This is a genomic window from Mesorhizobium sp. WSM1343 (genome assembly GCF_055901535.1).
The window spans coordinates 2,417,539-2,430,020 of record NZ_CM148370.1; the positions used below are offsets into that span (position 1 = coordinate 2,417,539).

At 63.2% G+C, this 12,482-nt stretch carries 16 protein-coding genes and 1 pseudogene; 12 read left to right on the top strand and 5 right to left on the bottom strand.

Annotated features, from left to right (window positions below; all coding sequences use genetic code 11):
* Positions 1-11 precede the first annotated feature (11 nt).
* The 3 genes from AC0NIL_RS11615 to AC0NIL_RS11625 all read left to right on the top strand — a co-directional run bounded on the left by AC0NIL_RS11615 (position 12) and on the right by AC0NIL_RS11625 (position 2,471).
* Positions 12-905: an EAL domain-containing protein gene (locus tag AC0NIL_RS11615; RefSeq protein ID WP_224675152.1), complete on the top strand. Its 894-nt coding sequence runs from the start codon at positions 12-14 to the stop codon at positions 903-905.
* Positions 902-1,750 (top strand): EAL domain-containing protein, encoded by an 849-nt coding sequence (locus AC0NIL_RS11620; RefSeq protein WP_027162105.1) that lies wholly within the window; start codon positions 902-904, stop codon positions 1,748-1,750. Before AC0NIL_RS11615 ends, AC0NIL_RS11620 begins: the two co-directional genes overlap by 4 nt.
* Before the next feature lie 112 nt (positions 1,751-1,862).
* Entirely contained in the window at positions 1,863-2,471 is a 609-nt protein-coding gene (locus tag AC0NIL_RS11625) for a glutathione S-transferase family protein (RefSeq protein WP_013530087.1), read from the top strand.
* A gap of 19 nt (positions 2,472-2,490) precedes the next feature.
* On the opposite strand, the pseudogene AC0NIL_RS11630 reads toward AC0NIL_RS11625, so the two are convergent.
* From AC0NIL_RS11630 to AC0NIL_RS11640, 3 genes and pseudogenes are all read right to left on the bottom strand, one after another.
* Positions 2,491-2,744 (bottom strand): annotated as a pseudogene (locus AC0NIL_RS11630) (type II toxin-antitoxin system RelE family toxin).
* A gap of 41 nt (positions 2,745-2,785) precedes the next feature.
* Complete coding sequence (locus tag AC0NIL_RS11635; RefSeq protein ID WP_473573549.1) at positions 2,786-2,941, bottom strand: hypothetical protein; 156 nt, start codon at positions 2,939-2,941, stop codon at positions 2,786-2,788.
* A 271-nt stretch (positions 2,942-3,212) separates the two neighbouring features.
* Complete coding sequence (locus AC0NIL_RS11640; RefSeq protein ID WP_010910991.1) at positions 3,213-3,425, bottom strand: cold-shock protein; 213 nt, start codon at positions 3,423-3,425, stop codon at positions 3,213-3,215.
* Between the two features lie 274 nt (positions 3,426-3,699).
* Between AC0NIL_RS11640 and AC0NIL_RS11645 the strand changes: the two genes are divergently transcribed.
* The gene (locus tag AC0NIL_RS11645) at positions 3,700-4,029 is read left to right on the top strand and encodes a hypothetical protein (RefSeq protein WP_027162103.1); all 330 of its coding nucleotides are present in this window, start codon (positions 3,700-3,702) and stop codon (positions 4,027-4,029) included.
* A 26-nt stretch (positions 4,030-4,055) separates the two neighbouring features.
* Here AC0NIL_RS11645 and AC0NIL_RS11650 read toward each other — a convergent pair whose 3' ends face one another.
* On the bottom strand, positions 4,056-4,946 hold the full coding sequence (locus AC0NIL_RS11650) for a LysR substrate-binding domain-containing protein (protein ID WP_473573548.1): 891 nt from the start codon (positions 4,944-4,946) through the stop codon (positions 4,056-4,058).
* Positions 4,947-5,095: 149 nt separating this feature from the next.
* Between AC0NIL_RS11650 and AC0NIL_RS11655 the strand changes: the two genes are divergently transcribed.
* The 3 genes from AC0NIL_RS11655 to AC0NIL_RS11665 are packed head-to-tail and all read left to right on the top strand — an operon-like array spanning position 5,096 to position 6,904.
* Positions 5,096-5,998 carry an MBL fold metallo-hydrolase gene (locus tag AC0NIL_RS11655; RefSeq protein ID WP_063172900.1) on the top strand — a complete coding sequence of 301 codons (903 nt, stop codon included), beginning with the start codon at positions 5,096-5,098 and terminating at the stop codon, positions 5,996-5,998.
* A gap of 1 nt (position 5,999) precedes the next feature.
* Positions 6,000-6,389: a nuclear transport factor 2 family protein gene (locus tag AC0NIL_RS11660; protein ID WP_013530093.1), complete on the top strand. Its 390-nt coding sequence runs from the start codon at positions 6,000-6,002 to the stop codon at positions 6,387-6,389.
* A 26-nt stretch (positions 6,390-6,415) separates the two neighbouring features.
* Positions 6,416-6,904 carry a nuclear transport factor 2 family protein gene (locus AC0NIL_RS11665; protein ID WP_013530094.1) on the top strand — a complete coding sequence of 163 codons (489 nt, stop codon included), beginning with the start codon at positions 6,416-6,418 and terminating at the stop codon, positions 6,902-6,904.
* A 30-nt stretch (positions 6,905-6,934) separates the two neighbouring features.
* Here the strand turns inward: AC0NIL_RS11665 and AC0NIL_RS11670 are convergent, their stop codons facing one another.
* Positions 6,935-7,504 carry a methylated-DNA--[protein]-cysteine S-methyltransferase gene (locus AC0NIL_RS11670; RefSeq protein WP_013530095.1) on the bottom strand — a complete coding sequence of 190 codons (570 nt, stop codon included), beginning with the start codon at positions 7,502-7,504 and terminating at the stop codon, positions 6,935-6,937.
* Positions 7,505-7,685: 181 nt separating this feature from the next.
* On the opposite strand from AC0NIL_RS11670, the gene AC0NIL_RS11675 reads away from it, so the two are divergent.
* The 5 genes from AC0NIL_RS11675 (at position 7,686) to AC0NIL_RS11695 (ending at position 12,474) form a co-directional block, all read left to right on the top strand.
* Entirely contained in the window at positions 7,686-8,591 is a 906-nt protein-coding gene (locus AC0NIL_RS11675) for a lytic transglycosylase domain-containing protein (RefSeq protein WP_013530096.1), read from the top strand.
* Positions 8,592-8,596: 5 nt separating this feature from the next.
* On the top strand, positions 8,597-9,085 hold the full coding sequence (locus AC0NIL_RS11680; RefSeq protein ID WP_473573547.1) for a GNAT family N-acetyltransferase: 489 nt from the start codon (positions 8,597-8,599) through the stop codon (positions 9,083-9,085).
* A 284-nt stretch (positions 9,086-9,369) separates the two neighbouring features.
* Positions 9,370-10,638 (top strand): ABC transporter substrate-binding protein, encoded by a 1,269-nt coding sequence (locus tag AC0NIL_RS11685; RefSeq protein ID WP_473573546.1) that lies wholly within the window; start codon positions 9,370-9,372, stop codon positions 10,636-10,638.
* Positions 10,639-10,684: 46 nt separating this feature from the next.
* Entirely contained in the window at positions 10,685-11,662 is a 978-nt protein-coding gene (locus tag AC0NIL_RS11690) for a carbohydrate ABC transporter permease (RefSeq protein ID WP_473573545.1), read from the top strand.
* Positions 11,650-12,474, top strand: coding sequence for a carbohydrate ABC transporter permease (locus AC0NIL_RS11695; RefSeq protein WP_473573544.1), 825 nt, complete (start codon positions 11,650-11,652; stop codon positions 12,472-12,474). The genes AC0NIL_RS11690 and AC0NIL_RS11695 overlap by 13 nt, the downstream gene beginning before the upstream one ends.
* Positions 12,475-12,482 lie beyond the last annotated feature (8 nt).

Sequence of the window (12,482 nt, forward strand, 5' to 3'; positions counted from 1 at the left end):
AGCGAGGAACCGTGTCGCGCAGCGTCGGGCTTGCCCACATCATCCGTCAGGACGACGGCACCTCCACCGGTGTCTGGGGCATCTACACGTTGCAAAGCGCTTTCCAGCCGATCTTCGCCTTCAAGGAAGGCAAGCTGTCGGTGGTCGCGTTCGAAGGGCTGATCCGACCGTTCCGCGACGGCGAGCCACAATCGCCGATGAATTTCTTCTCGACCTGTCCGGCCGCCGACCGGCTGCATATCGAGGCGCTGACCAGGACGCTGCATCTTCTCAACGCCGGTGCCTGCCTGCCGCGGGAAGCGTCGATCTTTGTCAATTTCGACCCGTCGGTGTTCACCGAACGCACTGTTGCCGACGCTGCCTTGCGCGAGATGCGGCTCGTGCTGCACGAGGCCGGCATCGACCCGCGTCGCGTCGTCTGCGAGGTGACCGAGCAGCGGTCGGCGTCGCAGGAAGCCTTGCACGGCTTCGTCGCGGCACTGAGAGCCAACGGTTTCCGCATCGCCGTCGACGACTATGGCGCCGACGATTCCGACATCAACCGGGTCAAGGAGTTGAAGCCGGATATCGTCAAGTTCGATGCCTACTGGATCACGCAGCTGATGGAGTCCGGCGCCGGCTTCGCGTTGCTGACCACCATGGTGAAGAACTTCGAGGAGCAAGGCATCCATACGGTGTTCGAAGGCATCGAGGAGGGCTGGCAACTGGAGCTCGCCGAGAAATCGGGTGCGTCGATGGTGCAAGGTTTCGTGCTGGCGCGGCCCGAATTGGCGCCGACCAGCTTTGGCGTCTTCGACAAGGCCGGGCAGGCGCCTGTCGCTGCTGCCGTCGACACGTCGGCTGCTGCCGTGGCAACGGCTTCGGCGCGGCCGGTCAAGGCCTTCGGGCGCCGCGTCGCGACATGAGAGGTGATCGGCGGCGCAATGTCGGCGATGCGATCCGGGTCGACGAAGTCGGCATCGAATACGGCATGTATGGCGAGTTCCGGCTGCGCAGCGCCTATCAGCCGATTTTCGCGCCGCGCGGCCGGTTCCTTCACGCGGTCGCGGCCGAAGCCCTGATCGAGCCGCACCGTGCGGGCCGCCCCGGCGCGCCAAAGATGTTCTTCGAAAGCGTTGCCGTCTCGGACCGGCTGTTTGTGGAAACCATGTGCCGGGCGCTGCATCTCAGGAATTTTCGCAACATCGGCGTCGACGGGCTCGACCTGTTCTTCAACTACAATCCGTTGATCAACGACCATGCCGGGCGGGCACTGGCCGAGATTCGCCTGATGACCAGGCATCTCGGCGAGTTCGGCCTGGCGCCGGCCATGCTGGTCTGCGAAATCACCGAACAGGCGGCGGACGACGCGCTTCTCGCGCGGCTGGTGCGCGAAATGCGGCGCGACGGCATCCGCATCGCCATCGATGATTTCGGCACCGGGCACTCGACCGAGGAGCGGGTGAGCCTGCTCAAGCCCGACATCGTCAAGATCGATGGCACCTGGTTCGCGGAGTTCTGTCGCCACGCTGCCGCTGAACGGTTCTTCCGCCCGCTGGTTTCCAGCTTGCATGACCGCGGCGCCAAGGTGCTGGTCGAAGGCATCGAGCAGCCCACCCATCTGCGCGTCGCGCTCGAAGGCGGCGTCGACCTGCTGCAGGGTTTTCTCCTCGCCCGCCCAGCCTTGGCGGGGACCGTTTTCGAGGAAGAGCCACTGAACATCGACACGCTGCTGGGTACCGGCGGCAATGTCGTCCCGCTGTTCGGCTAGGGGCGCCACTATTCACACATCAGCGGCGCTGATCGTCGCGACAAAACAAATCATTGGTTGAGTCCGCCGCCGCTGCGATAATCGCGCGGAGAGAGTGCTCGGGGGAACAGCCATGATACTTTACGGCATGATCGACAGCGGCAATTGTTACAAGCCGCGCCTGCTGATGGCGAAGCTTGGCCTGGCCTTCACCAACGTCGAGGTGAGTTCGCACACAGGCGACACACGCAAAGCCGACTTTGTCGCCAAGAACCCGAACGCCATGGTGCCGCTGCTCGAGTTCGACGATGGCCGGCGGCTGGCCGAATCCAACGCCATCCTGCTCTATCTCGCCGAAGGCACACGCTTCCTGCCGGCGGACAGGTATGAGCGTGGGCTCGCGTATCAATGGCTGTTCTTCGAACAATACAGCCACGAGCCCTACATCGCCGTGCGCAAGGCGCTGCTGACCTTTCCCGAACGTGCTGGGGATGCGACCCCGGAGCGGCTGGCGGTGACGCTGGAGCGCGGCAACAAGGCGCTCGGCGTGATGAACAGGCATCTGGAAAACAATGCCTTCTTCGCCGGCAGCGCGCTCAGCGTCGCCGACATCGCGCTCTATGCCTATACGCATACGGCGGAGCAGGGCGGTTTCCAGCTCGACGCCTATCCGGCGGTGTCGGCATGGCTTGGCCGCGTGGAAGCGGATCCGGGGCATGTGCCGATCGAGTGGGTGGGGTAGCCTTCTCCTCCTGGAGGGGCTATTTCAACAAATGGTCGTAGTCGGCGTGGGTGCCGACCCAGAACCAGATCACATCTTCATTGTTGCGTATGGCAACAGCCCGATAGTTTTCGTCAACTCGCGCCGACCAATAGCGACCGACCTGTTTGAAATGCAGTGAGGGATGAAAAGGATCGAACGCAGTCGGGCAAAACGCCTGTCCGCCTTTGCTCTGATTGACGATGGCAGTTTTTCATAAGCCTCCCAGAACGATGGAGAGGCGACGTGGTTCACAGAGGCCGCGTCCGACCAGCGCGATGGTCAGCCAGCGCCTGTTAGGCAAGCCTGTCCAAACGGCCCGCCTTCGCGTCGGCTTCCATCTGCCGGTCCCACATATCCGCCTGGAGCGCCTCGAACCAGGCGGCAAACGCCTTCAGTTCCTCGGGGCTCAGTTTGGCGACGGATTTTTCGATCTGCTCAAGTTTGGTCATGGCCGAATGGTACCACTACTGGGCTAAAAGTACCACAAGTTGGAACCATAGTGCGGGCTGCGCCACCTAACCCAGACAGCAAAAAAGGCGGGATAAATCCCGCCTTCCCATGCTTGGTAGCCTGATCGGGAGCGTCCGGTCCGGGCTGGCAGCTATCTGCTGATCCAGCTTGTCGGGTCTTTCCGCTCCAGCGCGCTTCTCGCGCGACTGTCAGTACATCCGTGACTTGCCGCGCGCCCCGAACTCTCGCCCGGCGCGCGCTATCGCAAAATCAGGCTGCCTTGCTCAGAGATCCAGCGGACGACTTGCCAGTGCGGCGGTCCTGCTCGATCTCGAAGTTGATCTTCTGGCCTTCGACCAGGGTCGACAGTCCAGCACGCTCGACAGCGGAGATGTGGACGAATACGTCCGCGCCGCCCGCGTCAGGCTGAATGAAGCCGAAGCCCTTGGTGGCGTTGAACCACTTGACCGTTCCAGTTGCCATTTAGATAGTCCTTCACATTTGCTTTAGATTGACCGGACCGAGGTCCAGCCGGTGTGCATCGAGATTTTGGAGATAGACGTCAGCAAACGCGATTATCGCGAGGCCCGGATCGATCGGCCGAAATATCAATGGAAGGCATATAGGCTGCTTTCGCACAAAAAACAAGACTGTGTGAGAAAGCCGTGATCAGGGCGCTGCCCAATGGCCGCCCCAATCGCGTGAGAGCGTCACGACGGATCGCGACGTCCCTGGGCGGCGGATCAGGGAGAGGACCATGAAAACCATTCTGCTTGCCGCCTGCCTGACGCTTGTCGCCGCTCAGGCTCAGGCGATCTCGCGCTACGACCCGACGCGTATGAGCTGCGGCAAGGTTCAGGCGACGATCGCCCGGCAGGGGGCGGTCATCCTGCGCTACCAGTCGAAGCGGGTGCCGGGACTGCCGCTCTACGACCGCTATGTGCAGAGCCAGCGATTCTGCAGCATGGGCGAGGTGAGGACACGAGCCTACGTACCGAGCGCCGACACAAAGTCCTGCCCGGTCTACAACTGCAAGCGGCCGGATAACGACCGGCATTTCCGCCGGCGGTTCTTCCATAACAACTAGCGCTTGTCGACCGGCAGCCATTGCTCTCAATCCCGGATATGCTCCGTGAGCATGGATACGAATTGCGTCACCTTTTGCGGGCGAAAGCGCGCCGCCGGATAGACCACGTGAATGCCGCCGGAGGGCAGCGCCCAGTCGGGGAGCACGTGGACGAGGCGCCCCTGCGATAGATAGTCGACGACCAGATAGTCCGGCAGAACTGCCAGTCCGCCGCCGGCGAGCGTCGCTTCCAGTACGGCGGGCGTCGAGTTGATGGAGAACGCCTCGCGCAGGGTGATGGTGCGCGGCTCGGAATCGCCTCGGGTGAAGTTCCAGGTGAACGGCTTGCGAAGCACGGCATTGGCAACGAGCGGCAAGGAAGAAAGATCTTCCGGCTTGTCCACCCTGATCCCGGCCGCGAAATCCCGCGACGCGACCAGGATTTGCCGGAAGGTGCCGATGCGTCGCGCCTGCTGGCTGGAGTCATCCAGCCAGCCAACCCGGATGGACAGGTCGATCTTGTTGCCGATCAAGTCAATTATGGCATCGGAAATGACCAGTTCGACGCCGCAGGCCGGAAATCTCTGGCGAAAGCGGGCGGCGATCGGGGCCAGCACGATCGCGCCATAGTCATTGGACGCGGAAACACGCAGCACACCGGCCACCTCGGCGTTGGCCTCGCCAACCTCGGCGACCGCTTCTTCGACATCCCGCAGGATCAGAACGCCGCGTGCATGCAGAAGACGGCCTGCTTCCGTCGGCTCGACCCTTCGCGTCGTGCGCACGAGAAGCGTGGTCCGCAGCTCAGCCTCGAGGCGAGCGACTTGTTGGCTGACGACTGTTTTCGTGATGCCAAGCCGCTCGGCCGCGCGGGTAAAGGAACCTGCGTCGACCACGGTGGCAAAATAGGCGAGGCGATTGAGGTTTATCGATTCCACCACGAAGGCTCATTGTAAGCTTTCAACATACAGTTTGTATTATTACGGCCAATTTATTGATTAATCCAGAGGGCTTACCGTGCCGTCTACCGTCCGCCCTGCGGGCCCGTAGCCGCACCCGATCCCCTTTCATTCAACGGAGATATTCCATGTTCACGAGGAGACAGATCATGAAGACCTCATTGGCCCTCGGCGCAACCGCCGTTTTCGCGCCCATCGACAGCGGCCAGGCCGCCGGCGCCAAGCTTGGCTGGAAACACTTCCCGGCGGGTCCAAACGGTTTCTTCCGTGCGCCGGTGCTGCTGTCGGGGCCGAGCGAAGCCCTGTTGATCGACGGCGGCTTCACCTATCCGGACGGCAAGGCGCTCGCCGATGCCATCAAGGCCACCGGCAAGAAGCTGACCTCCATCTATGTCACTCAGTCCGATCCCGATTACTACTTCGGCCTGAAGCCGGTGCGGGACGCCTTCCCTGAGGCAAAAGTCATCGCTGCCTCCGCCACGCTGGAAGCCATCAAGGGCAATGTGGAGAAGAAGCTCGCCGTCTGGGGTCCGCAACTGAAGGAAAATGGTCCGCAGGCGCTGTCCGACATCGTTCTCCCCGAGGCATTCGACGGCGCAACGCTGACCGTCGATGGCCAGACCGTAGAGATCGTCAATGCGGAGGAAGGATTGGCCAACCGCCGCTATCTGTTCGTGCCGTCGCTCAATGCCGTTTTCGGCGGGGTGATGATCTTCTCGGGCGTTCACGTCTGGACCGCCGACACGCAGACCAGGGAAAGCCGCGCCGCCTGGATCAAGACGCTGGACGCGATTGCCGCCCGCAAGCCCGCTGTCGTGGTGCCCGGCCACATGGCCCCCGATGCCGCGATCGGTCCTTCGGCGGTGGAGTTCACCAAGTCCTATCTCCTCACCTTCGAGGAAGAACTGGACAAGGCGGCAGACAGCGCCGCGTTGAAGGCCGCCATGGAGACCCGCTTCCCCGGCCTCGGTATGGGCGTCGCCCTCGATGTCGGATCCAAGGTCGCCAAGGGCGAGATGAAGTGGGGCTGACATGGCGACGAACCTCGATTTGATCCGTGGAACCTACGAGGGAACTTCCGAGGAGAACGGCCGCAATCTGCTGGCCGTTCTTTCCGCCGACATCGAATGGACCGAGGCGGAAGGATTCCCCTATGCCGGCACCTATGTCGGCATCGAGGCCCTGATGCAGGGGGTCTTCAAGCGGCTCGGCTCGGAGTGGATCGGATACCACGCCGACGTGCACAGCTTCATTGCCGATGGCGACCGGGTGGCGGCCTTCGGCGTGTATTCCGGTACATACAAGGCGACGGGAAAATCCATGACGGCCCCCTTCGCTCATCTCTACGAACTGCGGGACGGCAAGATCATCCGCATGCGGCAGTATGTCGATACGGTGCTCGTTGCGCGCGCACTGGCCTGACACCGAAGCAACCGAGGGAGACATCCGTGCTGCAACTTAAATCCTTCGCGGCGGCCGCTTTCGCGGTCGCGGCGCTCACCGCCGCGGCGCATGCGGGAAACACCAAGCCGGTCAAGCAGGTGCTGCAACAGCATGAATTGACTCAAAAAAACAGGACGCTTGTCCTGAAAGCCTATCAGGCGCTGTTCGGCGACCATGACCTTGCCGCGCTGGACCGCTATTGGGCCGAGGCTTACATTCAGCATAACCCGACGATGACGGATGGCCGAGACTCGGTCAAAAAGCTTCTCGAAAGCATGGGTGTCGCCAATTGGCCAAAACAAAAAGTCGACTTCAAGCGGGTGATCGCCGAAGGCGACCTCGTCATGACCCAGGTCGTTCAACCGAAGGCAGGCAACATGCCGGAGACCGTCATCGTGGACATTTTTCGCGTTGAAAACGGCAAGATCGCCGAGCATTGGGACGTGATGCAGCCGGTGCCCGCCAACCCGGTCAATAAGCGACCGATGTACTGATCCAGGCCTTCTGCCAACGCCGGCCGCCGCTCAAAACCCGAACGATACCTGCGCCGGGGGCGGCGGGCCGACGCGCACGCCTTCCATGGCCAGCATCTTCTCCTTGGTGACCGAGCCGCCCGGCGCCGAGAAGCCGCCGATCTTGCCGCCGGCGGCAAGGATGCGATGGCAAGGGATGACCAGCGGCACCGGATTGGCGCCAAGGGCGGCCCCGGTTTCGCGGGCGAGCCCGGCATGGCCGGCGGTCTTGGCCAGCTCGCCATAGGTGGTGGTTTCGCCGAAGGAGAGTTTTCGCGCCGCGTCGTAAATGGCGAGGCGGAAATCGTCGACGCCGTCGAGATCGACCGGTACGGCGGAGAAATCGACATCCTCGCCCGCCGCATAGGCCTTGATCGCTGCGATCAGCTCGACCACCCATGGCGGCTGCGCCGTGGAAGCGGAAACGCCACCGTGACGCAGCAGGCGCCGTTCCACCGCTTCGCGGCTGCGTTCGGGCAGGCAGAGCCGGATCAGGCCCTTTTCGCTCCAGGCAATGCCCATGAAACCGATCACTGTTTCTAACACTGCGTGGCCGGCCGTGATCGAAGCTGTCGTGACCATGATGCGTTCCTTCCCGCAAAGTGGCGAAATCCGGGATTCGTCCCAGTACATATCCGGAACAATATGGCATCGCCGCCCGCGTCTCGCCACCCGAAAACCACCTGATCGCCCCGATTGCCCGGCCTGAATCGCTGGTGTAAGGGATTTCTTAACAACCCGACAAACCGGACCCGAGCGCGGCTTGCCAGCAAAACTCAACCTTATCGCGATCGGCGTGATCCTGGCCGCCGCCGGCATCAGCGGCTGCACGTCGACCTCGCAGATGAAGTCCGCGCCTGCTCTCACCGAAACAGCGACCGCCGCCGGCGCTGATGCCGGCTTCACCGTGCCTCTGCCGGAGACGGTTTCGGTGCTGCCGGAATCATCGGGGATCGCCCCCGTTCAGACGGCCGAGCTGCCGCCCGATCCCGCCGCACAGCCGGCTGCGGCGACCGCCGCTTTTGCCGGATCGACACCGGCGGCACCAGCCGTGCCTGCGGTTATGACCGCCAATGCCTGGCAGGCGCCGCCGCCGGCAAATGCGAACGAACCGGTCAAGGCGGCCGAGACTTATACGACCGCGGGGCTGATCGTGCCGGCAACCGCCAAGGGCGACCGCATGCCCGGCGTCCAGCAGGTCGCCTATGTCGTGCCGCAGAACCCGGCGGCCCTGGTCCAGTTTCCGGCAGGGCCCGTGCAAGAAGAACACGCGACGGGCGTGCGTGGCGATGTCGAGCGGCTGATCGAGAAATATGCGGCGATCTACCAGGTGCCGGTGGACCTGGTGCGCCATGTCGTCAACCGCGAGAGCACCTTCAACCCGAAAGCCTACAACAACGGCCATTGGGGACTGATGCAGATCAAGCACGCGACGGCACGCGGCATGGGCTATGACGGACCGGCCAAGGGACTGTTCGACGCCGAAACCAATCTAAAATACGCGGTCAAATATCTGCGCGGCGCCTGGCTGGTGGCCGGCGGCAACGCCAAGAAGGCCGACTGGCTCTATCAGACCGGCTATTATTACGACGCCAAGCGCAAGGGCCTGCTCGAGGCGACCGGCCTTGGCCGCGACCGCCAGCGCCGTCGCCTGCAACCCGACGCCTGAGCGCGATGCCTGAACCGCGCCCGCCGGCCCTGAACGACATCCGGCTGCGCAAGATCCTCGACGAGACGCTGGTTCCGCCGCACTGGCCCGACGGCTTTGTCATGCGCAGTTTCGAGCCTGGTGACGCGCTCGCCCTGCATGCGCTTTTGACAGAAGTGTTCGATGACGGCGCCGATGGTCCGTTCGACGAGTGGTGGCCGCGTATCGCGGACGATCCCGAATTCGACCCGGCGCTGTGCTTCCTCGTCATCGACGCCAAGGGCCGGCTGGCGGCGGCGGCGCTGTGCTGGACCCGCGCCTTCGTCAAGGATCTTGCCGTTCATCCCGAGGCGCGCGGCAAGGGTGTTGCCGAAGCGCTGATGTGGCACGCCTTCGCCGTTTTTCGCGAACGCGGCGCCGACCATGTCGACCTCAAGACCAACACGGTCGAGAATCCCGCCGCCGTCCGGCTCTATGAGCGGCTGGGTATGATGCCTGTCGCCTGGGAAGGCTAGGGTGTGCTGATATTCAGGTGATGCCGGCCCGCAAATGATGGCTTCCTGCGCTTCCGGTGCTCACGTACCCAAAAGTACGCTCCGCTCCGGTTCTCGGAAACCACCATTTTCGACTCGGCCTGACCTGAATCTCAACACCCCCTGATGGGTGTCGCCTCACGCAGGAACGGCGCGATTTGGGAACCCAAAGCGCCGCTTCGCATTCAATGGGAGGTGAGGGCCTGACAAGCTGCCGGCGCGCGGGAGGATTTTCTGTGGCCGGCCGCGGAGGGACGTCCATCACCATGAAGTTTTCTCACGCATTCCTGGCGCTCGGCATCGCCGCCATGCTGGTTGGTACGCCGGCGCGGGCCGTCGAGCTGTCGATGGTGTCGGGCGATACCGGCGACGGCATCAAGGTGCTGCGCGAGATCCTCGACCGTTACGAGAAAGACAGCGGCAACAAGGTCAACATCGTCGTCATGCCGACGTCCGGGACCGACCAGTTCGGCCAGTACCGGCTGTGGCTTGCCGCCGGAAACAGCGACATCGACGTCTACCAGACGGACGTGATCTGGGCGCCGCAGCTCGCCAGCCAGCTCGTCGATTTGACCGCAGCGACCAGGGACATCGTGGCCGAGCATTTCCCGTCGATCATCCGGTCGCAGACCGTCAACGGCAAGCTGGTCGCCTTGCCGATCTTCACCGATGCGCCGGCGCTCTACTACCGCAAGGATCTCCTCGACAAATATGGCGCCAAGGTGCCGGCCACCTGGAAGGAACTGGCGGACACCGCCAGGCTGGTCATGGATAAGGAACGTGCAGCCGGCAATCGGGATATCTGGGGCTTCGTCTTTCAGGGCAACGCCTATGAGGGGCTGACCTGCGACGCGCTCGAATGGGTGATGTCGAATGGCGGCGGCCAGATCATCGAGCCGGACGGCTCCATCTCCATCAGCAATCCAAAAGCGGCGGCGGTGCTCGATATGGTCAAGGGCTGGGTTGGGACCATCGCGCCGCCCGGCGTGCTCGCCTACCAGGAAGAGGAATCGCGCGGCGTCTGGCAGACCGGCAACGCGGTGTTCATGCGCAACTGGCCCTATGCCTATGCGCTCGGCAACGGCGAGGGCTCGCCGATCAAGGGCAAGTTCGACGTGGCGCCGCTGCCGGCCGGCACCGGCGAAGGCGCCCGACCGGTCGCGACGTTGGGTGGCTGGAACCTCGCGGTCTCCAAATATTCGAAGCATCCGGATGCCGCGATCGAGCTGGTCAAGTTCATTGCCTCGCCCGCGATGCAGAAATACCGCGCGCTGAAGACGTCCAATCTGCCGACCATCCAGGCGCTGTATGACGATGCCGACATCGCCAGGCAACACCCGATTATTCCGCGCTGGAAGCAGATCTTTCTCAATGCGGTGCCGCGCCCCTCGGCCGCCACCAGGATCAAATACAACGAGGCGTCGAGCCAGTTCTGGAACGCCGTTCACAACACGCTCTCGGGCGACGGCACTGCCGCCGACAATCTAGCCGACCTCGAAGCGACGCTGACCAAGCTGAAGGGCCGAGGCTGGTGACGATACCGGGACAGCCGGCCGGCGGGACCGCAGCGAGCGGAGCGAGATGACAGGGATGAAACCGGAAACAGCCAAGGCCGCGCACGCGCCGTTGAGGGCACAGCGCGTTCGCTCGGCGTGGCTTTTCCTGGCGCCAATGCTTCTGGTGCTCGCCGCGGCGGCCGGCTGGCCGCTTGCCCGCACGGTCTATTTCAGCTTCACCGACGCCTCGCTGGCCGATCTCGACGCGCGCCAATGGGTCGGCTTCGCCAATTACTTTTCGGTACTTCACATGCCAAGCGGCCGGACCCTCTATGACGGGTTGCTGGTCGACCCTGTCTGGTGGCGTGCCGTCTGGAACACGGTGCGCTTCACCGTGATTTCGGTGACCTGCGAGACCATCCTCGGCACCATCGTTGCCCTGGTTCTCAACGCCGAATTCAGAGGCCGCGGCATCGTCAGGGCGGCGATCCTGATCCCCTGGGCGATCCCGACGATCGTCTCGGCGAAGATGTGGCAATGGATGCTCAACGACCAGTTCGGCATCATCAATGTGGTGCTGCTCAATCTTGGCCTGATCAGCACCAAGATCGCCTGGACGGCCAACGCCGACACCGCGATGGCGGCGGTCCTCATCGTCGATATCTGGAAGGCGACGCCATTCATGACGCTGCTCATCCTGGCCGCGCTGCAGATGCTGCCGAGGGAGATCATCGAGGTCGCCAGGCTCGACGGCGCCAACCCCTGGCAGATCTTCTGGCGGGTGACCTTGCCGCTGATCCGCCCCGCGCTGTTGGTGGCGGTGATCTTCCGCGCGCTCGATGCACTGCGCATCTTCGACCTGATCTATGTGCTGACGCCCAACAATGTGCACACCAAGTCGATGTCGGTGTTCGCCCGCGAGAACCTGTTCGAGTTCGACAAGTTCGCCTATGGCTCCGCCGCCTCGACCCTGCTCTTCCTCATTCTCGCTCTGCTTACCATCGTCACCATCCGGATCGGCCGGATCAGCCTGGACGGGGGACCGCTGAGATGTGGATCGTAAAGCGCACGGCCTTTTACCTGCTGGTCGCGGTCATCGTCTTCGTCGCGGTGTTCCCGTTCTATTACGCGATCGTCACCAGCCTGAAATCCGGGACCGATCTGTTCCGGGCTGATCTGTGGCCAACGACGATCAGTTTCGCCAATTACCGGAACGTGCTGATCGAGGGCGCCTTCGTGCGCAACCTCGCGAACTCGCTCTTCGTCTCCGGCGCAGTCGTCGCGCTGTCGCTGTTGCTCGGCGTCACATCAGCCTACGCGCTGGCGCGCATTCGATTCCGCGGCCGCTCGGCCCTGCTGTTCATCATCCTGTCGGTGTCGATGTTCCCGCAGGTGGCGCTGCTGGCCGGGCTGTTCGAACTGGTCCGCATCTTCGGCCTCTACAATTCGCTGTTCGCGCTGATCTTCTCCTACATGATCTTCACCTTGCCGTTCACCGTCTGGGTGCTCACCACCTTCGTCCGCGACCTGCCGGTCGAGGTCGAGGAGGCGGCGATCCTCGACGGCGCGACGCCGTGGATCATCGTCACCCGGGTCTTCCTGCCGCTGATGTGGCCGGCGCTGGCGACCACCGGACTGCTGGCCTTCATCGGTGCGTGGAACGAGTTCCTGTTTGCCCTGACCTTCACCTCCAACAACGTACAGCGGACCGTGCCGGTGGCGATCGCGCTGCTCTCCGGCAACTCGCAGTTCGAGATCCCGTGGGGCAACATCATGGCCGCCTCGGTGATCGTCACGGTGCCGCTGGTGGTGCTGGTGCTGATCTTCCAGCGCAAGATCGTCTCCGGCCTGACCGCCGGCGGTGTGAAGGGGTGAGGAGCGGT